This is a genomic window from Bradyrhizobium sp. (genome assembly GCF_035273305.1).
In the GTDB taxonomy this organism is placed as follows: Bacteria; Pseudomonadota; Alphaproteobacteria; order Rhizobiales; family Xanthobacteraceae; genus Bradyrhizobium.
On sequence record NZ_DATEPI010000241.1, the window covers coordinates 1 to 24,763 of the forward strand.

Below are 24,763 nucleotides of genomic sequence, written 5' to 3' on the forward strand. Positions count from 1 at the left end.
TCAGGATCGGGCCGATATAGATGGCGAGAAAATCCACGCTGGTGCGGGTGGCAAATCCGACCGAGCCGAAGAATGTCCAGGAGGTGCAATAAATCGCAAGCGACAGCGGATAGATCAGGCCACTGGCGCGGCCACGCTGGGCCGGCGAGAGGCGATCGCCATAACTCGCCACCAGAAACAGGAACCCGATGTAGCCGAAGGCGGCTGCGATCACGCCCCAGTCGTGCAGCATCGCTGCTTACTCCTATGCGCAGGCTCGCCGCTAATGAACCGGCGATCCCGGGGAAGTATAGCCGGATCGGGCCGGCAAAGCACCGGGCGCGATGGTCAGTTGTCCGGAGTTCGACCGTGACAGGGAGTAACCTTACTCCGCGGCCATCGCCTTCTTCTGAAGCGGCAACCCGAGCCGCTCCCACACCTGCAGCAATGCCTCGGCAAGCTGATCGATCACCGCGTCATCATGGTAGGGGGAGGGCGTTATGCGCAGCCGCTCGGTGCCCTTGGCGACGGTCGGATAGTTGATCGGCTGAATATAGATGCTGTGCTCCTGAAGCAGCATGTCGCAGGCACGCTTGCACTGTTCGGGGTCGCCTACGAACACGGGCACGATATGCGTTTCGCTCGACATAACCGGCAAGCCCGCGGCGGTGAGGATCGCCTTGACGCGCGCGGCGCGTTCCTGATGGCGTTCGCGCTCCCAATTCGAAGTCTTGAGATGCCGGATGGCAGCCGTTGCCGCCGAACAAATCGCGGGCGGCAACGCGGTGGTGAAGATAAAGCCCGGCGCATAGGAGCGGACCGCGTCGACGATTTCTGAACTTGCGGCGATATAGCCCCCGAGGCAGCCGAACGCTTTGGCCAGCGTACCTTCAACGATATCGATGCGGTGCATCACGCCATCGCGCTCCGCAATGCCGCCGCCGCGCGCGCCGTACATGCCCACGGCATGAACCTCGTCCAGGTAAGTCATCGCGCCATACTGTTCGGCGAGGTCGCAAATTTTCGCCAACGGAGCGATATCTCCATCCATCGAATAGAGGCTCTCGCACGCGATCAGTTTCGGACGCTCGGGTCCCGCCGCGCGCAGCAATTGCTCCAGATGCGCCGTGTCGCTGTGCCGGAACACCTGTCTCTCGCAGCCGGACTGTCGGATGCCTTCGATCATCGAGTTATGATTGAGCGCGTCGGAGAGGATCAGGCAATTCGGGATCAGTTTGGCTATGGTGGCAATGCCGGTCTGGTTGGAGACGTAGCCGGAAGTGAAAAGCAGCGCGGCTTGCATGTGATGCAGATCCGCCAATTCCTGTTCGAGCTGCGCCAGAGGATGATGTGTGCCGGCGATGTTGCGGGTGCCGCCCGCGCCGGTTCCGACCCTCGTAGCGGTCTCGACCATGGCGCCAATGACTTTCGGATGCTGCCCCATGCCGAGGTAATCGTTCGAACACCAGATCACGACGTTGCGCGCGCCGTTCGGAGAGTGCCAAACCGCGTGCGGGAAACGGCCGGCGATGCGCTCCAGATCGGCGAACACCCGGTAGCGCCGCTCATTGTGCAGGCGGTTGAGGGCGGAACTGAAGAATAGGCTGTAATCCATCGCAAGACCTGGAACGAAGCGTAAGAGTTGGCTAACAATTCCTTTTTAGAGCGTTTCCAGGATTGATGTCGAGCCGGAAACGGGCATTTCGCGCGCAAACACGCCTCTGGTAACGCCGTTCTCCGCTGATTGATGCGCGATCGCGTTTGTACCTTAAGGATCAAGTCGTCGTGAAGCGCAGCACCCCATCCGTGTCCTCAGCGGTCAGGCGTCCCTCGACGAGCATGTAGTTGACATGTGCGATCAGTTCGCCGGCGGCGAAGCCCATCTGATGCACGTCGAGTACGTGCTTATGGAACACCACTGGCACCAGCTCCTTGGAGGTTCTTGCTGTTTCCCGGCACGCCTCGGCGATGAGCCGGCAGCGATCCTCGTGGTGATCGGCCAATTGCTTGATCCGCGTCTTCAGACCGTAGAAGGGTACGCCGTGGCCGGGCAGTACGATGACGTCATAGGGGAGCGTGGTGGTCAGGCTCGCCAGTGAGCCCAGATATTCGCCGAGCGAGTTCTGATCCGGTTCTACCGCCCAGACGCTGACGTTGGGCGAAATCTTGCTGAGCACCTGATCGGCAGACAGGAACAGTTTGTCGGCCGCGCAGTAAAGCATCACCTGATCCAGCGCGTGACCGCCGCCGGTGATCACTTTGAATCGTCGCGGCCCGATCGAGATTTCGTCGCCGTGCGAGATGCGGCGATAGGACGGCGGCAGGATCGAAACTCGCTTGAGATAATCCTGGCCGCGCCCCAGCAATTTATCAGTCAGGTTCTCGTCCATGCCGTGACGACGGAAAAACAGCCGCTGTGCGTTGCGGCGCTCCTCGGTGCCGCGATTCTGGTGATAGACCGACTGCAGATATTCCACCTGCGACATGTAGAGGTGACAGTTGAATCGCTCGACGATCCAACCGGCGAGACCGACATGGTCGGGGTGCGAATGGGTCACGATCAGTCGCGTGATCTTCACATGCGATAGCGGACCCTCGAACAGCGCTGTCCAGGCGGCGATCGAATCTTCGTTGCCGAAACCGGAATCGATCATCGCCCAGCCGTCGCCGTCGGCGAGCAGATATATGTTCACGTGATTCAGACGAAACGGCAGCTTGAGCCGGACCCACAAAATGCCGGGCCTCACTTCGACGACCTGGTCCGGGCCGGGATGATTTTCCCACGGGTACCGCAGCGCCTCGGCCGAAGACTGCACCACCGTGTCTGTTTTCGAATGCATTATTAAGGCCGCAATGTTCACGCTCGATGCGATCGGACCCAAAAGGGGAAATGTGCCGATCGCGCTCCATCGGCTTAGCCGCACAAGCGACTGGGCGCCAGCCGAAAAACCGGTGCTGTTCCGCCAAAACACAGGCGGCCCTTCTCAATCATGCGCGGCGCGCGCAGTCCACCGCAGGGGAAGCATGGCTTTCGGCAAGCGCGATCGGCGGAGCCGCGCGGCATAAGGACTCTAGAAGTATTTTCCGGTGCTGGCCGATGCCGGAATAATGCTTGGCGCACCGAATCAAAGAAAAGGCCGGCGTGAACCGGCCTTTTTTTTCGAATTTCGATCAGGCACGGATCAATATCGCGCAGGCGCGAGGTTGCCCCAGTTGATGCGATAGTTCAGACCGACCTTCACAGTGTGGTCGTCATTGGTGAAGCTGCCGAACGGAGCGAGAGCAGTCGGCGTAACGAACCGGGTGTCGCCGAAGTTATAATACTGATACTCGATCTTGGCGGACCAGTTCGGCGCGAACATGTATTCGAGGCCGGCGCCGACGGTGTAGCCGTCACGATGGCCGCTATCCAGCGTGAACGCGACCGGTGTGCCGAGTAGGCTCAGGCTTTCGCTATTGTCGGAGAAGGCGTAGCCGCCCTTGGCGTACAGCAGAGCCGGACCCCAGGCAAAGCCAACACGGCCGGTCACCGAGCCGATGGCTCGCTGGTTGTTGGTGTAGATAAATCCGCCCGGGAAGATCACGCTATTGTTGTTGCCGAGCCAGCTGTACTGCCCTTCAATACCGACCACCCAGTTCTGGGCGAACTGGTAATCCGCGCCGACCTGCACGCCCCCGAGAAACCTGCCGTCATTGTTGTTGTTACTGACAAGGCCATTGAAATTGTTGTCGCTTGAGAAGGCGCCGCCGAGATGACCGCCAATGTAGAAGCCGGTCCAGTAGTTGTAGGCCTGCGCAACATAAGGCGGAGCCTTGGTGTAGCCTCGCGCTCCAAGATCAGCTGCAAATGCGGGCACCGTCATGCTGACGGCAATAACGGCGACAGTGCCGATTAGAAACTTTTTCATTGGTCTAGTGCTCCACCAGTCATTTGAGAATAGCCGTTGCCAACTCATCCATGGCGCGCACTTAGCCAGCTTTTGAGTAAATTGCTGTCACCGTGCGGCCACACCGATCAGCTTCCCAACCTCTTGGCGGAACAACTATTTTCGATGGCTAACGAGGCCTTAATCAAAGCTGAAGGAAGCTTTAATTTGCGTGAGCCGAGATCGTCGTCGCGCTTGGTTTCGAGTGCGGCGGAATCTTTCCCGGTCAGCGCTGCATCTGCATGATCTGATCCATCGGCATCATGTTCTGGTTCAGATGCGACATGATCCAGAGCGAGCCCCCGGTCACGAGCAGCACGATCAAGACGCCGAAGGCGAGCGCCAGCACGTTGTTGGTGTTGTCGGGACCTGTGGTGATGTGCAGGAAGAATACCAGATGCACGCCCATCTGCGCGATTGCCAGCACGACGAGCGCGACTGGAATGCTCGGCTGCCAGACGAGATCAGTGCCCGCGACGAAGAAAGACGTCGCGGTCAAAAGCACCGCAAGCCCGAGCCCCGTCACATAGCCGAGTGCCCGCTCTCCCAGCGAGCCGCCCTCGAGGTGCTCGTCGCCTGGCGCCAGATCGACGCTGTCTTGGGTTTCATCGTATCCGTTGCTCATTGTGCGCTTCCAATCAGATAGACGATCGTAAATACGGCGATCCAGATAATGTCGAGCGCGTGCCAGAACAGCGCGAAGCACAGGATGCGGCGCTGAATGTCGGCCCTGAACCCCTTGGCGAAGACCTGGGCCATCATGGTCAAAAGCCAGAGCTCGCCCGCCGAGACGTGCAGCCCATGGCAACCCACCAGCGTAAAGAACGCCGACAAAAAGGCGCTGCGGGTTGGCCCGGCGCCGCGCTCCACCAGGTCGGCAAATTCCCTGCCCTCGATCGCGAGAAACGCGAGCCCGAACACGCAAGTGATCGCCATCGCTACTTGAAACCAGGTCCGGTTGCGGAAGTCGGCGGCGATCGAGGCGAAGCCGCAGGTAAAACTTGAGGCGAGAAGGCAACCGGTCTCGATCACGACATTGCGCAGGTTGAACAACTCGCGCCCGCTCGGCCCACCGGCAGTCTGGTGCAGCAGCACCGCGTAGGTCGCGAAGAACGCCGAGAACATCACCATGTCGCTGAGGATGAAGATCCAGAAGCCGTAGCCGGTGACGATGCGCTTGGGGGCCACTCCGGTGTGCGCTGTGCCCGTTGCCTGCATCCCTCCCAAATGATGCGGATCGGCGTGTGGATATGCGAACGCCCCGCCGGCCATTACGCCCTCCCTGCCTGGCTGGCGAGGCCGCGCCGCTCCGCGATGTTGGCGCGGTCAATGCGGGCAACCTCGGCTGCGGGAATGACGTATTCGTCGTGATCGCGCCAGGCGAACACCACGAAGGTCGCGAACGCGCCGACAAGACCTGCCGCAACCATCCACCAGATGTGCCAGATCAAGGCAAACCCGGTGACGCTGGCAAAGAACGCACACACGAATCCGGTCGGCGAATTACGCGGCATTTCGATATCCTGATAACTGGGCTCGTCCTTCTCGAGATCCTGCTGCTTGGCGTGCGACTTGATCATCCAGTACGCATCTTCGCCGCGCACATCGGGCATGATGGCAAAATTGAAAACCGGAGGCGGCGATGAAGCCGCCCACTCCAGCGATCTCCCATCCCAGGGATCGCCGGTGCGGTCGCGCAACCCTTCGCGCCACCGGATGCTGAGGACGATCTGCAGAACCTGGAGAACAACTCCGATCATCATCAGCACGAACCCGATTGCAGCGACCATCATCCAGGGCTGCCATGCCGCGACATCATAGTGCTGCATGCGCCGGGTCATGCCGAGCAGCCCCACGACATAGAGCGGCATGAAAGTCACATAGAAGCCGATCAGCGAGAACCAGAAGGCCGCCTTGCCCAGTCCCTCATGCAAGCGGAATCCGAATGCCTTTGGAAACCAGTAGGTGAGGCCGGCAAACGCGCCGAACAGCACGCCGCCGATGATCACGTTATGAAAATGGGCGACCAGGAACATGCTGTTGTGTAGCAGGAAGTCCGCGGGCGGCACCGCCACCAGAACACCAGTTAGGCCGCCGATGATGAAAGTCACCATGAACCCGACCGCCCACAGCATCGGCGTCGCATAATGAACGCGGCCGCCATACATCGTGAACAGCCAATTGTAGACTTTGACGCCGGTTGGCACCGCGATGATCATGCTGGCGATGCCGAAGATCGCATTGACGTTGGGTCCCGCGCCCATCGTAAAAAAGTGATGCAGCCACACCATGAACGAGATGATGCAGATCGCCATGGTGGCAAGCACCATCGAGCGATAGCCGAACAGGGGCTTGCGGGAGAAGGTGGCGACCACTTCGGAGTAGATCCCGAACGCCGGCAGGACCAGAATGTAAACTTCGGGATGCCCCCAGGCCCAGATCAGGTTCATGAACATCATGACGTTGCCGCCGGCTTCATTGGTGAAGAAATGAAAGCCGACGTAGCGGTCGAGAATTAGCATCGCCAGCGTCGCGGTCAGAATCGGAAACGCCGCGATTATCAAAAGATTTGATGCCAGCGTCGTCCAGCAGAACATCGGCATTCGCAAATACGTCATACCGGTCGTGCGCAGCTTCAGCACGGTCGTGACGAGATTGATGCCGGCGACGAGCGTCCCGATTCCAGAGATTTCGAGCGACCATAAATAGTAATCGACGCCCACGCCCGGCGAATACGTCAGCTCCGATAGCGGCGGGTACGGCAGCCAGCCGGTGCGTGCGAACTCGCCGAGCACAAGCGAAATGTTGACCAGCAGCGCCCCGGTGGCGGTGAGCCAGAACCCGACTGAGTTCAGCGTCGGAAATGCGACATCACGAACCCCGAGCTGCAAAGGCACCACGAAATTCATCAGCCCGATCACGAACGGCATCCCGACAAAGAAGATCATGATGGTGCCGTGGGCGGAAAATATCTGGTTGAAGTGCTCCGGTGGCAGATAGCCATCGGAATGATAAGCGATGGCCTGCTGTGCCCTGATCATCAGCGCGTCGCTGCCGCCGCGCAGCAGCATCACCAGCGCGAGCAGGGTGTACATGATGCCGATCCGCTTGTGGTCGACACTGGTGATCCATTCGCGCCAGACATAGGGCATGTAGCCCTTCAGCGTGGCCCAGGCGAGGACCCCAACGATCACGGCGAGCACCACGCCGGCCGCGATCAGCGGGATCGGCTGATCGATCGGAATCGCGGACCAACTGAGCTTACCGAACATCGCTTCCCCGAACGTGCGATTGCGCGGCTTCTGATGTAATTTGTGGTCCCGGCCCCGGCGGAATCCGTTGCGTCGCGATCGCCTGGAACAGAGTGGGGTCGCTCAGCCGATAGGTCGGCTTGTTACGTTCAATCGTTTGCTGCGTCAGCTTTTTGTAGTTGTCTTCATTCAGAACCTGGTCGGTACGCGCAGTCTTGGCTACCCAATCGGGAAACGCGAGCTGCGGGATCACGTGGACGTCGAACATCATCTCGGGAAAGCCGTCGCCGCTGAAATGTGCCGAAAGGCCCTGATAACTGCCTTCGTTGTCGGCGCGAAGCTGCAGGCGCGTCACCATGCCGTTCATGGTGTAGATCATGCTTCCGAGCTGCGGGATGAAGAAGACGTTCATCACGCTCCCGGACGTCAGCTCAAATCGCAGCGGCGCGCCGACGGGCACTGTCAACGCATTGACGGTCGCAATTCTCTGATCCGGGTAAATGAATAGCCATTTCCAGTCGAGCGATACGACCTGGATCCTGACCGGACTTCCCGTGCCCTGGACTTCGGCAGCCGGATCGAGCTGATGCGAGCCGATCCAGGCGACGCCGCCGAGCAGGATCACGGTGAGCGCCGGGATCGACCAGACGACGAGTTCGATACGTCCGGAATAGGCCCAATCGGGCCGGTACATCGCGCGGGGGTTGGATTCACGAAACCAGAATGCGAAGGCGAGGATGGCGACGATGGTCGGCAACACGATCGCCAGCATGATCGCGACGGAATCGATCAAAATCGTTGCGTCGGCGGCCGCGATCGGGCCCTGGGGGTCGAAAATATTCATCGCCGAACCCGAAAATTGAACCGCTACCAACGGCAACGTCGCGTTGGGGTTCCAGTCAGTAACTCACGGACAGCTTGGCAATTCAAGCAAGACCTCAATCGCTCCTTGCTTCTTCGAGTCCTGAACGCAGCTTGGCAGGAAGATGTGATGGACCCGGCGCAATGCTGATGCGTCCAGATGGCAATTTTTCGCCGGCAACGATTTCATCACGTGCTCGTCAATTGCCCGGTCGATCTATGCCGGTCAGCGCTGCAGCACAGCCGTTTGTTCTATCGGATCGCTGCCCCGCCGGAGTCATCGGGATTGGGCATGAGGTAGTCGACCCCGATCAATGCGGATTCAAGCAGGACGAACGCGATCACGCCACCCAACAACCCAAAAAACACCAGGGAAAATGCGCATAGCAGCAGCGCGCACGCTATGTCTGCGGCGACCTTACCACCCCGCTGTATCGCGTCGTCATTTCTCGAAAAATAGCTCATCGCGCCCTCTTTGATTGCAAGATCAGGATAGCCAACGACGCACTCTCGGCAAGTCAGAACTGCCCAAGTGCTGCTTTGTGCCCGGGTGCACGTCGTAGCAACGCTTTTCGCTGGTTCCCTTGTACGCGGACCAATCTGCCAACGCAAATGAGCGGCGCGCATCGCCTCTCTGCGATAGGTATTCCCGTGACCGGAGGACATGCGCTACGTCGAGGTCAGCGTCCTGATTGCTCGGAACGTTTAATCATCTCCTGCATTCGCAAGGTGGTGAGGAGCTGCAGTAGTGCCTGCCCAGCCCGATGAGATTGGACCGAGAGAGGAATGCCGGCTCCAAATACCGAAGACGACCCGATAGTCGCGGAAGGAGGACTCTTCAGGGCCGTTGGCACCGGCATAATTACCGGCGCCGCAGATGATGATCCCTCCGCCATTGGTACGTATGCGAGCGCGGGCGCCAAGTTCGGCCTGTCGTTTCTCTGGATAGCTCCCGTCCTGCTGCCGATGATGTACGTGGTTGTGTACCTTTCGGCCAAGCTCGGGCGCGTCTATGGCAAGGGACTGTTCGCTATCATTCGCGACCGCTATCCCCGATGGCTACTGTACCCAGTGATGATCGGCGCGATCATCGGCAACGTGATCGAGGCCGCTGCGAATCTTGGCGGCATAGCGGCATCATTGAACTTGCTGCTACCCATTCCGATCTCATTGATCGTGATCGCAGTATCAATCAGCGTTCTGGCATTCCAAATGTGGGGGTCTTATGCGCTGCTGCGAAATATCTTCAAGTGGCTGACATTGGCGCTGTTCGCCTACGTCGCGGCAGCCTTCATGGCGAAACCCAACCTCGGAGAGGTTGTTCGCAGCACCTTGGTGCCTCACGTCGAATTCAATCGCGATTTTCTTTCCATGATCGTTGCTTGCATCGGCACGTCGCTTTCGGCCTACATCTACACCTGGCAATCCAATCAGGAGGTCGAAGACCAAATACAAGAAGGCAAACGGACGGTCGCCGAGCGTCGGGACGCGAGCGAGAGAGAACTCGACCGAACTCGTCGGGATGTCCTGATCGGAATGGCCTTCTCCAACCTGATTCTCTATTTCATCATTCTCGCCGCGGGAGCAACGCTCCACGCCTCAGGCAACATTGAAATCGAAACGGCGGCTCAAGCGGCAGCCGCGCTTGAACCGTTGGCCGGCGAAGGGGCCAAGATCCTTTTTGCGATTGGTGTGGTGGGTGTCGGTTTCCTGGCGGTGCCGGTTATGACAACCGGGGCTGCGTATGACCTTGCCCAGGGACTTGGAAGGCCGAGCAGTCTGAATGCTAGACCGAGCGAAGCGCCTCTGTTCTATCTGAGTATCACTGCGGTCACTGTACTGGCGGTCCTGCTAAATTTTCTCGGTTTCAATCCTATGAAGGCGCTCGTCTGGTCGGGCATCGTCCAGGGCTTTTCAGTGCCGCCCCTGCTTCTCATCATGATGCTGCTGACCAACGATACGAGTGTCATTGGCGGGCGGGCGAACAGCCGGGTCACCAATACGCTCGGATGGATCACGACGGTGGTAACATTCGCTGCGACGGCGTGTCTTGTCGTGAGTTGGTTCACGTGACAGATGTGTCCGGGCTACGTGCTATTCAGACGAAGGCCGCTTCCTTCTGACAGGGCGACGGGCGACGCAGCGCATCAGCCATTCTCACTGCTTTGCCGATCCTTGCTCCGGATTTGCTTATGAAGTTTGTTCGCTGCAAAAACAGAATTCAAAACAAATGCGAGCAGAACGATCCAGCACCCCGCCGCAAAGATTGAAAGCATTAGGCTGCGCCTTCGGATCATCGGCTTTCCGCCCGAGCGCGCGGTGCATGGTTTGAATGCGAGGATCCGGTTTGCTGGATCAAGCTGGCAAGTCGCTCGTGCAGCGAGCCGATCGTATGTGCGAGATTATCGCGGCGCGCTCTCAACATTCTGGCGCTAATTGGATAGGCCGACTTGGAAGCGTCAAACACGCGCGCGTCCTCCTCCTGTGCCGTAATCTCGAGGTCGATGATCCGGAGGATGCGATCGAGATCGCTGATCAAGCCGCTGATCTGCGCTGCCTCTCTGGAGTCGAATCTGCTTCCGATCTTAAAATCGCACTGGTGTTCCATTTTTGTGCTCCAGTGTCTCTCGTTGGCACATGCCAGCGGGTCTTCCCTCACGACTCGCAACAACCGTGCCAGCGCCGGCCAGGGATAAACATCAAACAAAAAACCGCCCCGAGGCGGCCAAAGGCGGCGCTTTATTCGAATAAGGCTGCCATCAATGCTGAACGGGAGGAAGCCACGTATCAGTTCAATTCCGACTGTCCTCTCAAGATGATACCGGCCAAAACGAGGCAGAGTCCAATGTCTAGCGGCTGCCGCCCTCACCAGCGAGTTTGTCGCGGAAAAACCCCAGAACACTTGCGTTGAATTCTTGATGGAACGCGGTTCTGTCGAAGCCAGGCGGATCGCTGCAAAGCCGCGGCAAGTTGGCTACAAACTCAGGCGTACAGGGCGGCAGGAAGGCGAAGTGTCCCGCCGGCACGACGCGCACCTCAGGTTTTCCAGGGAGGCTGCTGGCCGTAAGCGCGGAGTTCTGCGGATCAACACCGCCGCCGCCCAATTCTGAGCGCCAAATCAGCAATGGAATTTTAACGTCCGACAGGCCCGGAGGGGAAAACATGAAGTTTAGAGCAGTGTCCGCGAGCACTGCGGCTCGTATGCGAGGCTCGTGAGGGGCGCCGGGCGGTATGGCACCACTACGAAACTGTTCACACGCCAACGTCTTGTTTCTCTCGGTGCAGATCGGCGCAATCTTGCCAAATTCGGGATTCGCGCCGGCTAAAATCAATCCAGTATATGCTCCAGCGGAAAAGCCAAAGAAACCAATCTTGGTTGGATCGATTGCGCCGCGATCACGCCAGTCATTCAACATGAAGTCCAGCAAGCGGATCGTGTCCGCAGGACGTGACGCGATAATGGATAAACTATTACTGGACGAGCCGTCCGCACCGTTATCGCCGGGATAGTTGATCGCGGCTACGACAAATCCGGCGTTTGCCAGCGCTTGTTCGACGTCATAGTGAGCGGCGAACCAACCTCCTCGTCCGTGAGCGACAATGATAAGAGGCAAGTTTGCGCCAGTAACAGGACAATCCTTCACTCCCTCCAACGAATCGATGAACTTCATTGTAAGCTTCCCCAGCGGGACACGCTGCGGCTCTGCTGCGCAGGGGTACCATATCGCGCCTGCCAAACTTGGATCAGTGTCGAGCAGTTGGATGCCTGCGGACCGGGCAGGAGAAGCCAAAGCGCAAAGTATCGCGGCGCAAATCCAAAAGGTTCTAATCGGCAAGGCCGCCCCCAAGTTCGCCGGCACCAATACCTGATCGAAGGCGACGGAATTGCGTCGTTAATCCAGAAGCGAATGTCCGCTCAGGTCTGTTACGCCTTTTAAAAGCGGGCATCTTCAAATCCGTAACATTGCACGCGGGTGACGTTTGTGGAAGATTTGCGGTCAATAGATTGATGTTGAAAAAATTAGCCGGCCTCGCGCAGTTCTCTTTGTGACCATGGTCCAATTGTTAGTTATGGCCGGCCTCACTCATAGAGAGCATGACGACCCCACCGGAGATAAACGTGAGCACCCCGATTGTGCCGATCGCCCACGACATTCCCAGGAGGTCGGCGATGATGCCAGCCGAGAGCGCGCCGATCGCATAGCCCAGGTCGCGCCAGAAGCGGTAAACGCTGAGCGAGCGAGCGCGCCAGCTTGGATGCGAGGCATCGGACACCGCAGCGATCAGGCTCGGATAAACCATCGCAGTGCCGATCCCGAGCAGCAGGCTGCCGATCAGCCAATAGCCGAACGTGGTCGTCACTGCTGTCAAAAGTAATGCTGCCGCCTGCACCCACATGCCGCCGACGATCAGGCCTTTGCGGCCCCAGCGGTCGCTCAAGGGACCGGTCAGGACTTGCAGGATGCCCCAGGTCGCCGGATAGACCGCCTTCAGAATGCCGATGCTCTCGACGCCGAGCCCGAACGTGGCGAAGAATAGCGGGAAGATGCCCCAGCTCATGCCGTCGTTGAGATTGTTGACAAGGCCGGCCTGCGATGCCGCGAACAGGTTGCGGTCGCGAAACGAGGTGAGCATGAAGATATGCTTGAATTCCATTGTTTCCGCGGCCTGCGCATGCTCTGCGATCTCGGCGCGCACGTGATGTCGCGTATCGCGCACCACGAGGATCGACAGCGCCGATCCAAGTAGCGCATAGGCAACGCCGAGATAGAGTGGCGCCGGCCGCAACCCATAGCGCTGCGCGATATAGCCGGTGAGGAAGGCCGTCACGCCCACAGCAAGATAGCCGGCGAACTCGTTGAGCCCCACCGCCAGCCCCCGCGATTTCGGTCCGACCAGGTCGATCTTCATGATCACAGTCATTGACCACGCGAAGCCCTGGTTGATGCCGAGCAGCGCATTCGCTGCGATGACCCACTCCCAGGTCGGGGCGGCGATCAGCATGAAAGGGACCGGCAGGCCGACTATCCAACCGAGCACCAGCACGCGCTTGCGGCCCCATTGGTCGGCAAGGTGGCCGGAGACGAGATTGGCACAGGCCTTCACCACTCCGAAGCTAACGATGAAGGAAACGATTAGCGTAGTCGACGCGAGATGAAATTCGTCCGCCCCGATCAACGGGACGACAGTGCGCTCTAGTCCGACCATGCCGCCCACGAACGCGTTGACCAGGAGGAGCAGAGCGAACTGTGGCCAGTTCTCCTTCAGCCCCAGTCTGACTATCGCAGCAGCTTCCGGAGTGGGTGTCATGGATTATTAGACAGCGGCAGCCGTGAGACCTGAATTGGCGGATCTGATTTTCGCAGCTTCGGGCGGTGCCGGCGGAATCTCGGCGGTCATGAATCGCACAAATTCAGCTTCATCCTCCATCATGAACGCCTCATTGTGCCGCTTCTCGAAACCGATAGTTGATGCTGGCTTCCCGCTCAGTCGGCGACCGCATACCGAGCCCGCATAAGCCCCCGGCATTACTCCAACGTAGTCGGGAAGGCATTTCAAGGTGCGTGCACTTCGGAACAGTTGCCTCGCGCCTTCTTCAGCACTGGAGGCAAGTTCAGTCCGGCCGAGATCGCCGACCATGAGCGTGTGCCCGGTCAAGACGAACCAGGGTTCGTCGGCGCGCGTCCGGTCCGTCACAACAATGCATATATGCTCGGGCGTGTGACCGGGCGTATGCAGCACGGCGGCCGATACGTTGCCCAGTGGAAGGACCTGTCCATCGCGCACGCCCTTGAATGGAAATGATACGGCTGCTTCCGCCGAGAGCACGTAGGCAGCGCCGGCCGCGTCGGCGAGGGCCCGTCCGGACGAGATGTGGTCGGCATGGACATGCGTATCGATGACGAAATGAATTCGCATGCCGGCATTCTCGGCAGCGTGCAAATACGGTTCGATGTCGCCGACCGGATCCACCACCGCAGCAGTCGCCTTGCCGCCGCAGCCGAAGAGGTAGGAGATGCCCACCGGGTCATTGTGCAAGAACTGACGAAGGATCATGGACTTGCACTCCTTTATAACAGCAGATAGAGATCATTCAATGGATCTGCTGAATGATAGATCAAGGAGTCGGCGTGTCAAGCATCGGACCGAAACAGGCGATTTACCAGAACCTCGCGGAAGTGGCGCAGGCGCTTGGTCACGCTCACCGGCTTGAACTTCTGGAGCATCTGGCGCAAGGGGTGCGCAGCGTCGAGGAGCTATCCGCACGGGCGCATCTGTCGTTTGCTAACACTTCCCGTCATCTGCAGATCCTCAGGCGTGCACGCCTTGTTGAGACGGAGCGGCGCGGCAAACGCGTTCTCTATCGACTGGCCGGCGATAGCGAAGTGGTCGCACTGATCAAGGCCCTGGGTCGCGTTGGCGAACGCAATGTTGCCGAGATAGGCCGAGTTGTAACCGATTACTTTCAAGCCCGCGACGCGCTCGAACCGATTTCGCGTGATGACCTGGTCGCGAGGTTGCGCGACGACCTGGTTACTGTGCTCGATGTGCGACCCGAAGATGAGTTTGCGGTGGGCCATCTTTCAGGGGCCCTCAACATTCCGCTCGCCGAACTGGAGCGGCGTTTGGGCGAACTTCCGAAAAGTCGCGAGGTGATCGCCTACTGCCGTGGTCCGTATTGCGTGCTTTCGTTTGAAGCCGTCGCTGCGCTCAGAGCGCGCGGCTATCGCGTTCGCCGGCTCGAGGACGGCTATCCCGAATGGAAGGCGGCCGGCTTGCCGATCGAAGCCGTTACCTGAGACCAAGCGGATTTCGGTGCATCATGAATGAGAAAACTCATAGCGTAGACTCCTCATGGCCGATCGTCGCCGGCAAGGACCACACGGCAGCATCAATATTCCGGCCCGAAGCGTTGCTGCGCGAAGCACGGCGCCAGAAACAATTGGGTCTCGTCGCCGTGCCCGAGATCTGCGTCCTCGATCCCGACGGCGACGTCGTTCGCCACCTCAAACGGAGCGGCGCGGGCCGCATCCATGAAGGATGGGCGTGCTATCATACCGAACTTCTTGCCTTCAATCTGGACACGGTCGGAGAAGTCGGCATCGTAGGCTGCGCGGTAGGCGCACCCTTTGCGGTCCTCGTCGCTGAACAGCTCTTTGCGTCCGGCTGTCGGCTGCTCGTCAGCGTCACTTCAGCCGGACAAGTTACCCCCATCGGCCCGACACCATATTTCGTCCTAATCGACCGCGCCGTGCGCGACGAGGGAACAAGCTATCACTATCTTCCCCCGGCGATTTTCGCTGAGGCACCCGATTCAATGCTATTCAACTGCGCCGAAGCGGCGCTGCGCGGTCTCTCGGGGATCTCCGTTCACCGGGGGCCAACCTGGACCACCGATGCGCCGTATCGCGAAACTGAAGCTGCCGTAGCTTCCGCGCGGGATCTTGGTGCTCTCGCGGTCGAAATGGAAGCTGCCGCCTTATATGCATTTGCAAACGCGACCGGCCGAGCGGTTATCTGTTTTGCACATGTGACAAATGCGATGGCTCGGATTGAAGGAGACTTCGAGAAGGGCGAGGCGGACGGAACCACAGCAACGCTGGCGGTGGTTGCTGCTGCAATTCGAGCATGGGCTTCTGCGTGCAAGGCAACCTAGCGGCCCAGGCACCGGCATTGGATTGAGGGCGCTACGCGGCCGCCTTACGTCGGGAGCGGACGTTCACTGGACCGATCCCGCATGAAGTGGCACTAGGCGACATCGTAGGCTTGACCTGTCGGCGCGGTGCGGGGCGTACATTGGCTGCTCGCGGCATGAGTACGATCCTCGAACCTGCCGAAGCCGAGCTCTGGCCGGTGTTTGGTCACGAACGATCTCCTGAGCTTCAGCGATGGATACTCAAACAAGTGCCACGAGATCACGGCTGCGGTCAGCGCGAGTGGGAACCCAGCAAAAAACAACGTCCACCAACGGTCACCGATCCACGTCTCAGGGAAATAGTGGATGAGCAATTGAAGGAAGGGCGTATGGTAGAGATATAAGCCATATGAATAATCACCGGTTCCGAATCCAGGAAGACGAGGCATCGGCGACAAGCCGATCATCACAGTCAAATATCCGAGAAGCGGAAGTATTATCGGAACGACTGCGGGATTGCTCAATAGGCCCGCGTCGCCAAACGCGCTCACAAGGATCGCCGCACACAGTGCGCCAATCGCGATTGTTTTGGAGAAAGGGACGTAATACCGCAGCTGATAAAGGACAATCCCGATCAGAAAAGAAGGCCAAAGCAATGCCCCAAAGGAAAAGAAGAACTGTAGCGTCGGGTTTCCAAGAGACGGTAAATGCTCGCTTACCGGGGCCGCCACGAGCCCGAGTAGAATTCTGGCGATCAAGACGGCGCAAGTGAACAGTAATACCAATCTGGGGCGGTTGATTGCTCCGGAAATCATCAGTCCGGCGAGAATGGCGTAACAACCGAGTTCGAAGGGGATCGTCCACAACGCCCCATTCACCTCTGGCTTTGGATTGTTCTCGAACACGCCCGGAAGCGAGTACTGCATCCAGCCTGTGATATTGAGGAAGTAAGTAAAAAAAGTTGTGTCAGTAAAATACTGCTTTGCGGACAATGTCGTCACCAGCGCACCAATTAGAAGCGCTGCGAAGACGATGTCGGCAAAGAGTGCGGGTAAAATACGGGCCGCGCGGTTTAAGAGAAAGTCTTTCGTAGAAAGGCGCATGCTGCTTCCGGCTACGAGAAATCCGCTTAGAGCAAAAAACATCGGAACCAACGCGTATTGCGAAAACCAAAAGGCGGAGGCCTTTGCAGTTTCCACATGCCCGGTCAGCCACGCAGTGTGCCAAGCGATAATGCCTGTTGCCAAAAATATGCGTAGGAAATCGAAGCCCTGAGCGAACCCCCTTTGCTCGTCCAGGGCGGATCCCAGGGTTTTCAACCGGTACCTTTCTCGGAAGCTCGTGTGGTGGGAGGCCTCAATTCCAACCGATGAGCCCTAAGCTTTTCTTAAGAGCTCTGATAAGATTTGCTCGGAGAGCGATCTTCTCTGCCGTCCGAGGTGTAGAACTAAGTTGCGGCGACCGGGCGACGATGGCGAAACGCGCAAGCCCATGCGCAACTATTGGCTCTGGTCGATCGCCAATGTCTGACTTTGCCTTCGGATCAAAACCGGAGATGCGCGGATTGCTCGGAAGATTTCCGTTCAGCGCAATAGCCGACATGCGACCTAGCCAGGCGACCCTTGGTTAGCACGTGCTAGTCAATTCAGAAGAAAGACTGGTGCTGCCAGACAGGATTGAACTGTCGACCTCTCCATTACCAATGGAGTGCTCTACCACTGAGCTACGGCAGCGTGCCCGGACTATCAGGATCGGCCAAAAAGCCTCCATAGGCGGCTGATCCTTGCCACAAGGCTCCCGCGCGCGCAAGCGCGCGACAGCGCGAGGCGTGATCAAAATAGCCGGAAATGACCGCGATACGCTCGCGGCCGCATTCGTTTCCTGAGTTGCGGACCGAGTCAACGCCAGATTTCTAAGCCCAGCGCCCGTCAGGCTTGGCGGGTTGGATCGTGATTTCGAGCGTCCCGGTGATATATCAGCGATCACGACCCACATTCGAATGGATCTACGATGACGGATCACGACCACCAACGCGAGCGGCAGATCAGCGGAGCAGCGAAAAAGGATGCACGACAGGATCGGTTGAAGCGGGCGCTGCGCGAAAACCTCAAGCGGCGGAAATCGCAGGCGAGGGGACGAGGTGAGGTCGCCGGCTCCGGCGTTGAAGACTCCTCGGGTCACCGCGGCGAAATAAAGCCGGGTACATGATCTCCGCTCTTTTGCGCTTCTGATTTCCACGCAAGCGCGGTTCGCGTTTGGCCGGCGGAAGACCAGTTCCACTTTTTCACTCACGCTCTCACAAGAGAGACTGAAATGGCCCTCGATCCCACCGAACCAAACAAGGCGCCCGCCGCGGGGCAGGCTAGCGCGTTTCCGCGCCACGAGCAGACGTTTCCGACGCTCACGCCAGGTGAGATCGCGCGCATGGGTCGCTTCGGCGAGATCAAGCGCTACCGAGACGGTGAAAAGCTGTTCGAAACGGGTAAACCGGGACCCGGCATGTTCGTGGTCCTTTCCGGCCATGTTGCGATTAGTCAGCGCGATGGCCTCGGTCACATCACGCCCGTGATCGATCAGGGACCGGGACAGTTCCTCGCTGAAATCGGACAGCTTTCAGGCCGTGTTGCACTGGTCGATGGTCATGCGGAAGGTGATGTCGAAACTCTTCTGATCGCGCCGGAGCGATTGCGTGCGCTGCTGGTCGCCGAAGCCGATCTCGGCGAACGCATCATGCGTGCCCTGATTTTGCGACGGGTAAGCCTGATCCAGGGCGGTGTCGGCGGCCCGGTGCTGATCGGGCCTTCGACTTCGAGTGGCGTCATCCGCCTGCAGAGTTTTTTGACCCGCAACGGTGTGCCGCATCATTTGCTGGACCCGGAGCGGGATCACGATGCAACCGAATTGATCGCGCGCTATTCGCCGTCACATTCGGATTGGCCGCTGGTCGTGACTGTCGATGGTGCTGTGCTCCGCAATCCGCAGGAGTCAGAACTCGCGCGGGCGCTTGGCATGATCGGTGGGCCTGCCGGCAAGACAATCTACGATACCGCGATCGTAGGCTGCGGTCCTGCCGGACTTGCCACTGCGGTGTACGCCGCGTCGGAAGGCCTTTCGGTGGTGATTTTGGATGCGCGAGCCTTCGGCGGACAAGCCGGCGCCAGCGCGCGCATCGAAAACTATCTCGGCTTTCCAACAGGCATCTCAGGTCAGGCGCTGGCCGGCCGGGCGTTTACACAGGCGCAGAAGTTCGGGGCCGACATCATGATTCCCATGAGCGTGAAAGCACTCGATTGCGCCCGAACGGACGGCGCGTTTGCGCTTGAACTCGATGGAGGCGAGACGTTGCGCGCTCGCTCCGTCGTGGTGGCGAGCGGCGCGCGCTATCGACGTCCGGAAATCGAGAGCCTCGAGCAATTCGAGGGTCGCGGCGTCTGGTACTGGGCGTCGCCGATCGAGGCAAGGCTCTGTGCGGACCAGGAAGTCGTTCTCGTCGGGGGCGGCAATTCCGCCGGACAAGCCGCGGTGTTTCTTTCAGGCCACGCCCGCAAGGTGCATATGGTCATCCGCGGCGGTGGCCTCGGCGCCAGCATGTCGCGTTATCTGATCGAGCGCATTGAGGCCACACCAAACATCGAACTGGTATTCAACAGCGAGGTGGTGGGACTTGAGGGCACCGAGTTCTCGCTCGGGCGCGTGCGATATCGCAGCCGCTTGTCAGGTGAAGAGGCGAGTTTCGAAATCGGCAATCTATTCCTGTTTGCGGGCGCGGACCCCGCCACCGGCTGGCTCGATGGTTGCGGCGTTACGCTTGATCGCGCCGGGTTCGTGGTGACCGGCGCGCAATCCGATCAAAACAAGGGACGGGTCGTGCCAGGCCTGGAAACTTCAATACCCGGTGTCTTCGCGGTCGGCGATGTGCGTTCAGGATCTGTCAAGCGGGTAGGTGGCGCGATTGGTGAGGGGGCGCAGGTGGTCGCCGCGCTTCATGGCTTTCTGGGCGATATGGGACGAGTGGCGGCGCTTTAGCCGGGATGGTTTGATACTGCGCAAGATGGCAATTCGCGAGCCGGAGTCGTACCATCGGCCCATCTTAAAAGGGGAGCGCATCATGATTCTTGGTATGAGCTTAGCGACCTTTACCGCCGTGCACGTGCTTATCAGTTTGATCGCTATCGCCTCCGGCATCATCGTAATGTTCGGACTGCTCGGCTCCAACCGCAGGCCCGGCCTCACCGCCACGTTCCTGCTGTTCACGATTCTGACCAGCGCGAGCGGCTTTCTATTTCCGTTCGAGAAGTTGCTGCCTTCGCATATCATCGCCATTATCTCGTTGCTGCTGCTAGCGATCGCCTGCGTGGCGCTCTACGGCATGAAGCTTTCCGGTGAGTGGCGATGGATCTATGTGCTGACGGCGATGGTTTCGCTTTATCTCAACATGTTCGTGCTGGTCATCCAGAGCTTCCTCAAGCTGGGTCCGCTTCATGCACTCGCACCAAGCGTGCCGCCGAGCGAGCCGCCGTTCGCGATCGTGCAAGGAATCCTGCTCCTGTTCTTCGTCGTTGTGATCATCGGCGCGTTGCGGCGATTCCGTCCGACGGCCGGATACGCGTGATCCAGCGATGAGGGTTATCCTGTTCGGCGCCACCGGCATGGTCGGGCAGGGCGTGCTGCGCGAATGCCTGCTCGATCCCGGGGTCGAAAGTGTGCTCGCGATCGGTCGTAGCCCGAGCGGTCAGCGACACGTCAAGTTGCGCGAAATCCTGCACGGAAACTTTTTCGATTTTTCGTCGCTTGAACCTCAACTCACTGGCTACGACGCTTGTTTCTTCTGCCTCGGTGTCTCCTCGATCGGGATGAGCGAGGAGCGCTATCGCCGATTGACCTACGACATCACGCTCGCGGCCGCGACCACGCTGGCAAATCTAAATCCGGGAATGGTGTTCACTTATGTCAGCGGTCGCGGCACGGATTCGACTGAGCACGGCAAGCTGATGTGGGCGAGGGTCAAGGGAAAGACCGAGAACGATCTGCTCAGGCTGCCCTTCAAAGCGGCTTATATGTTTCGCCCTGCGGGCATCCAGCCGCTGCACGGTATCCGGTCCAAGACGCCTTGGGTTCAGGCGCTATATGTCAGTGCCGCCCCCATACTGTCGCTGCTCAATCGCCTCGCACCGCAATACATGACCACCACCCAGCAAGTCGGCCGCGCCATGATCAAGGTGGCGCGGGATGGCTATCCAAAGCCAGTGCTGGAAAGCGAAGATATCAGTCGCCTCTGACGTCCTGCTTTCGGAGCGCTCCAAAGGACCGACTCGAGCTTCGCAATTAACCAACGTGAGACCCTCGCACCGGTCGACAGCTCGGCCAACTCGACCCATGAAATAGCCGCAAATTTCAAGCTTTTGCCATCAGGGGATCATTGGCTTTATAGTTCGGGAAATTGGGGGTTGGTATGGACCGCATTCGCATTGTCGGCGGCAGCAAGCTTAACGGCACCATTCCGATCTCAGGCGCCAAAAACGCCGCGCTGCCCCTGATGATTGCGGGGCTTCTGAGTGAGGAGACCCTGATCCTCGACAACGTGCCGCGCCTTGCCGATGTCGCCCAGCTGCAGCGCATTCTCGGCAACCACGGCGTGGATATCATGTCGGCGGGCAAGCGACCCGGCGATCATGAATATCAAGGTCAGACCCTGCACATTTCGGCGGCCGACATCATCGATACCACCGCGCCTTACGAACTGGTCTCGCGGATGCGCGCCAGCTTCTGGGTGATCGCGCCGCTCTTGGCACGGATGCATGAGGCCAAGGTTTCGCTTCCCGGTGGGTGCGCCATCGGTACCCGGCCGGTCGATTTGCTGATTATGGCGTTGGAAAAACTCGGCGGCGAACTCACGATCGACGGCGGTTATGTCGTGGCGAAGGCGCCCGGCGGTCTTAAGGGCGCTGCCATCGAATTTCCCAAAGTCACCGTGAGCGGTACGCATGTCGCGATGATGGCGGCGACGCTTGCCAAGGGCACGACCGTCATCACGAACGCCGCCTGCGAGCCGGAAATCCTCGACGTCGCCGATTGCCTCAACAAGATGGGCGCCCGGATCTCCGGCGCCGGTACGCCTCGAATCGTCATTGACGGCACGCCCAAGCTGCGCGGGGCGCGTCACACCGTACTGCCGGATCGTATCGAGACCGGCACATATGCCATGGCGGTGGCAATGACTGGTGGGGACGTGCAACTGTCTGGCGCCCGCCCTGAGCTGCTGCAATCGGCGCTCGACGTGCTGACCCAAGCCGGCGCGACCGTCACATCAAACAACCAGGGCATCCGCGTCGTCCGCAACGGAGTCGGGATCGAGCCGGTCACGGTTTCCACGGCGCCATTTCCGGGCTTTCCGACCGACTTGCAGGCGCAGCTGATGGCCTTGATGGCCTGCGCCAAGGGTTCCTCGCAGATTACCGAGACGATCTTCGAAAATCGTTTCATGCACGTGCAGGAACTGGCGCGCTTCGGAGCGCGTATTCACCTGGATGGCGAAACCGCCACCATCGACGGGATCGCCAAGCTGCGGGGCGCGCCCGTGATGGCGACGGACCTGCGCGCTTCAGTGTCGCTGGTGATCGCCGGGCTGGCCGCCGAAGGCGAGACCATGGTCAACCGGGTTTATCACCTGGACCGTGGGTTCGAACGGCTCGAGGAAAAGCTCTCGGCCTGCGGCGCCTCGATCGAGCGCATCAGCGACTGAGTTGGAAGATTAAAATCGTGACGGCTCGGCTCAAACTGATTGCTCTTGATGCCGACGACCTGGCGGTCATTTCAGCGCATGTCCAGGACGCCCGGGTGAAGGTGGAGGACATTATCTGGCGGCAGGGCGAAAAGCGGCTGGTGATCGGCATGAACCGGCTGGATTGGGAGCAGACGCTGGCAGGCGAAACCTCCCCGCGCCGACTGATCGCGGCACTGCGGTTCGACCGGGTGTTGTCGTGCAAGTCGCGCAACATCGACATGGAAGCGTCGGAAGCAGGGCTTGAGCTGCTCGGTATCGAATTTCATGCTGATGATGCCCCGAGCGGAAGCGCGGTGCTGCTGTTTAGCCATGGCGGGGCGCTGCGGCTCGATGTCGAATGCGTGGAATGCGAGCTGACGGACCTTGGTACCGACGATCTTGGCAGCGGCGAACTCGGCGAAGACGGCGAATCCTCTGTGACGGATGCCCAAGGCCGTTCACCATAGTTAATCCAAGAAAGCAGAGGGTTGACGGCGATTTGTCGCCGCGCCATTGAGCAGTGGGCGCTCGCGTGAAAGATCCCGCCCGGAAAGCCGCCATGCCTGTTCGCCTCGACCGAAGCAGTGCCGATTTTACCGAGCGATTCGCGAGCTTTCTCGCGACCAAGCGCGAGATTTCGGCTGACATCGAGGCCGCGACCCGCGCCATTGTCGATGACGTGGCGGCGCGCGGAGACGCGGCGCTGCTCGAAGCGACCCGCAAATTCGATCGGCTCGATCTCAAGTCCAGCGGGCTGCGCGTGAGCGCTGCCGAAATCGAAGCGGCCGTGAAGGCTTGTGACAGCGGCACGATCGACGCACTCAATTTCGCCCGCGATCGCATCGAGCTGTTTCACCGTCGGCAGTTGCCGAAAGACGATCGCTTCACCGATCCGCTCGGGGTTGAACTCGGCTGGCGCTGGAGCGCCATCGAAGCGGTCGGGCTTTACGTTCCCGGCGGCACCGCCGCGTATCCATCCTCGGTGCTGATGAATGCGGTGCCGGCGAAAGTCGCGGGGGTTTCCCGGGTCGTGATGGTCGTGCCCTCCCCAGACGGCAAGCTCAATCCATTGGTGCTGGCGGCGGCAGATCTCGGCGGTGTCTCCGAGATTTATCGCGTCGGAGGCGCCCAGGCGGTTGCGGCACTCGCCTATGGCACCGCGACGATTGCGCCGGTGGCCAAGATCGTCGGTCCCGGTAACGCCTACGTTGCCGCCGCCAAGCGGCTTGTGTTCGGCAAGGTCGGCATCGACATGATCGCCGGCCCGTCTGAGGTGTTGGTTATAGCTGATGCCACCGGTAATGCCGGCTGGATCGCGTCCGATCTGCTGGCGCAGGCCGAGCACGACGTCAATGCGCAGTCTATCCTGATCACGGATAGTTCGGCGCTCGCCAACGATGTTGAGCGGGCGGTGCAAACGCAACTCGCAACCTTGCCGCGCGCGCAAATCGCGCGAGCCTCATGGAACGACTTCGGCGGCATCATTGTCGTCAGCAGCGTTGATGAGGCCGTACCGCTCGCCAACGCGATCGCCGCCGAGCACGTTGAAATCATGACGGCTGATCCCGAAGCGGTTGCCGCCAAAATCCGAAATGCCGGCGCGATCTTCATCGGGCCGCATACGCCAGAGGCAATCGGCGATTATGTCGGGGGTTCAAATCACGTGCTCCCGACCGCGCGCTCGGCGCGATTTTCGTCCGGGCTTGGCGTGCTCGATTTCATGAAGCGAACATCGATCCTGAAATGCGGACCCGACCAGCTGCGGGCGTTGGGACCGGCGGCGATGACGCTCGGCAAGGCCGAAGGCCTCGATGCGCATGCGCGCTCGGTCGGACTCCGCCTTAACCTGCCATGAGTAAATCGCCGCGAGATGGGGATTCGCAAAACCGCGTCGTGGCGGTGACACTCGATGAGGAATCGATCGGGCGATCAGGCCCGGACATCGAGCACGAACGCGCGATCGCGATCTATGATCTGATCGAAGAGAATTTGTTCGCCCCGGAAGGCGAAGGCGGGGGACCTTTCACGCTACATATCGGCATCACCGGCAACCGGCTGATGTTCGATATTCGCCGCGAGGACGGCACGCCGGTGGTCGCCCATTTACTGTCGCTGACGCCATTTCGGCGGATCGTGAAGGACTATTTCATGATCTGCGACAGCTACTATCAGGCGATCCGCACCGCTACCCCCGACAAGATCGAAGCCATAGACATGGGCCGCCGCGGCATTCATGACGAGGGCTCGCGCACTCTGCAGGAGCGGCTAAAGGGCAAGGTGCGGATCGACTTCGAGACCGCCCGCCGGCTGTTCACGTTGATCTGCGTGCTGCACTGGAAGGGTTAAC

General features: G+C 59.6%; 25 protein-coding genes and 1 tRNA gene. 11 read left to right on the forward strand and 15 right to left on the reverse strand.

From position 1 onward, the window contains the following. The 9 genes from VJV58_RS16275 to VJV58_RS16315 form a co-directional block, all read right to left on the reverse strand. On the reverse strand, positions 1-232 hold a 232-nt coding region (locus VJV58_RS16275; protein ID WP_324138393.1), incomplete at its 3' end, for a hypothetical protein. A 132-nt stretch (positions 233-364) separates the two neighbouring features. Next, positions 365-1,594, reverse strand: a complete 1,230-nt coding sequence (gene hemA / locus VJV58_RS16280; RefSeq protein ID WP_324138394.1) for a 5-aminolevulinate synthase — start codon at positions 1,592-1,594, stop codon at positions 365-367. A 160-nt stretch (positions 1,595-1,754) separates the two neighbouring features. Next, positions 1,755-2,819 (reverse strand): MBL fold metallo-hydrolase, encoded by a 1,065-nt coding sequence (locus tag VJV58_RS16285; RefSeq protein ID WP_324138395.1) that lies wholly within the window; start codon positions 2,817-2,819, stop codon positions 1,755-1,757. Between the two features lie 342 nt (positions 2,820-3,161). Next, a complete protein-coding gene (locus VJV58_RS16290; protein WP_324138396.1) occupies positions 3,162-3,887 on the reverse strand; it encodes an outer membrane protein in 726 nt (241 codons plus the stop codon). Positions 3,888-4,131: 244 nt separating this feature from the next. Further along, the gene (gene cyoD, locus VJV58_RS16295; protein ID WP_324138397.1) at positions 4,132-4,530 is read right to left on the reverse strand and encodes a cytochrome o ubiquinol oxidase subunit IV; all 399 of its coding nucleotides are present in this window, start codon (positions 4,528-4,530) and stop codon (positions 4,132-4,134) included. Next, a complete protein-coding gene (locus tag VJV58_RS16300; RefSeq protein ID WP_324138398.1) occupies positions 4,527-5,177 on the reverse strand; it encodes a cytochrome (ubi)quinol oxidase subunit III in 651 nt (216 codons plus the stop codon). Before VJV58_RS16300 ends, cyoD begins: the two co-directional genes overlap by 4 nt. Continuing rightward, positions 5,177-7,177, reverse strand: a complete 2,001-nt coding sequence (cyoB, locus tag VJV58_RS16305; protein WP_324138399.1) for a cytochrome o ubiquinol oxidase subunit I — start codon at positions 7,175-7,177, stop codon at positions 5,177-5,179. Before cyoB ends, VJV58_RS16300 begins: the two co-directional genes overlap by 1 nt. Next, entirely contained in the window at positions 7,167-8,036 is an 870-nt protein-coding gene (cyoA, locus tag VJV58_RS16310; protein WP_414641511.1) for a ubiquinol oxidase subunit II, read from the reverse strand. The genes cyoB and cyoA overlap by 11 nt, the downstream gene beginning before the upstream one ends. 233 nt (positions 8,037-8,269) lie before the next feature. Then, a complete protein-coding gene (locus VJV58_RS16315) occupies positions 8,270-8,482 on the reverse strand; it encodes a hypothetical protein (protein ID WP_324138401.1) in 213 nt (70 codons plus the stop codon). Positions 8,483-8,803: 321 nt separating this feature from the next. Between VJV58_RS16315 and VJV58_RS16320 the strand changes: the two genes are divergently transcribed. Next, positions 8,804-10,090, forward strand: a complete 1,287-nt coding sequence (locus VJV58_RS16320; protein ID WP_324138402.1) for an Nramp family divalent metal transporter — start codon at positions 8,804-8,806, stop codon at positions 10,088-10,090. A 220-nt stretch (positions 10,091-10,310) separates the two neighbouring features. On the opposite strand, the gene VJV58_RS16325 is transcribed toward VJV58_RS16320, so the two are convergent. The 4 genes from VJV58_RS16325 to VJV58_RS16340 form a co-directional block, all read right to left on the reverse strand. Then, positions 10,311-10,625, reverse strand: coding sequence for a hypothetical protein (locus VJV58_RS16325; RefSeq protein WP_324138403.1), 315 nt, complete (start codon positions 10,623-10,625; stop codon positions 10,311-10,313). A 241-nt stretch (positions 10,626-10,866) separates the two neighbouring features. Beyond that, complete coding sequence (locus VJV58_RS16330; RefSeq protein WP_324138404.1) at positions 10,867-11,688, reverse strand: hydrolase; 822 nt, start codon at positions 11,686-11,688, stop codon at positions 10,867-10,869. Positions 11,689-12,082: 394 nt separating this feature from the next. Next, positions 12,083-13,327, reverse strand: coding sequence for an MFS transporter (locus VJV58_RS16335; RefSeq protein WP_324138405.1), 1,245 nt, complete (start codon positions 13,325-13,327; stop codon positions 12,083-12,085). Positions 13,328-13,333: 6 nt separating this feature from the next. After that, a complete protein-coding gene (locus tag VJV58_RS16340; protein WP_324138406.1) occupies positions 13,334-14,074 on the reverse strand; it encodes an MBL fold metallo-hydrolase in 741 nt (246 codons plus the stop codon). 74 nt (positions 14,075-14,148) lie between these two features. On the opposite strand from VJV58_RS16340, the gene VJV58_RS16345 reads away from it, so the two are divergent. Together VJV58_RS16345 and VJV58_RS16350 are read left to right on the forward strand one after the other, a co-directional pair. Beyond that, complete coding sequence (locus tag VJV58_RS16345) at positions 14,149-14,817, forward strand: metalloregulator ArsR/SmtB family transcription factor (protein WP_324138407.1); 669 nt, start codon at positions 14,149-14,151, stop codon at positions 14,815-14,817. Between the two features lie 23 nt (positions 14,818-14,840). Continuing rightward, positions 14,841-15,674, forward strand: a complete 834-nt coding sequence (locus tag VJV58_RS16350) for a nucleoside phosphorylase (RefSeq protein WP_324138408.1) — start codon at positions 14,841-14,843, stop codon at positions 15,672-15,674. 92 nt (positions 15,675-15,766) lie between these two features. Here VJV58_RS16350 and VJV58_RS16355 read toward each other — a convergent pair whose 3' ends face one another. Together VJV58_RS16355 and VJV58_RS16360 are read right to left on the reverse strand one after the other, a co-directional pair. After that, positions 15,767-16,972, reverse strand: a complete 1,206-nt coding sequence (locus VJV58_RS16355) for an acyltransferase (protein ID WP_324138409.1) — start codon at positions 16,970-16,972, stop codon at positions 15,767-15,769. Between the two features lie 339 nt (positions 16,973-17,311). Further along, positions 17,312-17,386: transfer RNA gene (locus VJV58_RS16360), tRNA-Thr, on the reverse strand. Positions 17,387-17,663: 277 nt separating this feature from the next. Between VJV58_RS16360 and VJV58_RS16365 the strand changes: the two genes are divergently transcribed. The 8 genes from VJV58_RS16365 (at position 17,664) to VJV58_RS16400 (ending at position 24,762) form a co-directional block, all read left to right on the forward strand. Then, positions 17,664-17,861 (forward strand): hypothetical protein, encoded by a 198-nt coding sequence (locus tag VJV58_RS16365; protein ID WP_324138410.1) that lies wholly within the window; start codon positions 17,664-17,666, stop codon positions 17,859-17,861. Between the two features lie 105 nt (positions 17,862-17,966). Then, positions 17,967-19,679, forward strand: a complete 1,713-nt coding sequence (locus tag VJV58_RS16370) for an FAD-dependent oxidoreductase (protein WP_324138411.1) — start codon at positions 17,967-17,969, stop codon at positions 19,677-19,679. 82 nt (positions 19,680-19,761) lie between these two features. Further along, positions 19,762-20,265 carry a hypothetical protein gene (locus tag VJV58_RS16375; protein WP_324138412.1) on the forward strand — a complete coding sequence of 168 codons (504 nt, stop codon included), beginning with the start codon at positions 19,762-19,764 and terminating at the stop codon, positions 20,263-20,265. A gap of 7 nt (positions 20,266-20,272) precedes the next feature. Beyond that, positions 20,273-20,932 carry an epimerase gene (locus VJV58_RS16380; RefSeq protein WP_324138413.1) on the forward strand — a complete coding sequence of 220 codons (660 nt, stop codon included), beginning with the start codon at positions 20,273-20,275 and terminating at the stop codon, positions 20,930-20,932. A 173-nt stretch (positions 20,933-21,105) separates the two neighbouring features. After that, positions 21,106-22,395 carry a UDP-N-acetylglucosamine 1-carboxyvinyltransferase gene (murA, locus tag VJV58_RS16385; protein ID WP_324138414.1) on the forward strand — a complete coding sequence of 430 codons (1,290 nt, stop codon included), beginning with the start codon at positions 21,106-21,108 and terminating at the stop codon, positions 22,393-22,395. 17 nt (positions 22,396-22,412) lie between these two features. Next, complete coding sequence (locus VJV58_RS16390) at positions 22,413-22,883, forward strand: DUF2948 family protein (RefSeq protein ID WP_324138415.1); 471 nt, start codon at positions 22,413-22,415, stop codon at positions 22,881-22,883. A gap of 92 nt (positions 22,884-22,975) precedes the next feature. Beyond that, entirely contained in the window at positions 22,976-24,271 is a 1,296-nt protein-coding gene (gene hisD, locus VJV58_RS16395; protein ID WP_324138416.1) for a histidinol dehydrogenase, read from the forward strand. Further along, positions 24,268-24,762, forward strand: coding sequence for a UPF0262 family protein (locus VJV58_RS16400; RefSeq protein WP_324138417.1), 495 nt, complete (start codon positions 24,268-24,270; stop codon positions 24,760-24,762). Before hisD ends, VJV58_RS16400 begins: the two co-directional genes overlap by 4 nt. The last annotated feature ends 1 nt before the right edge of the window (position 24,763 follow it).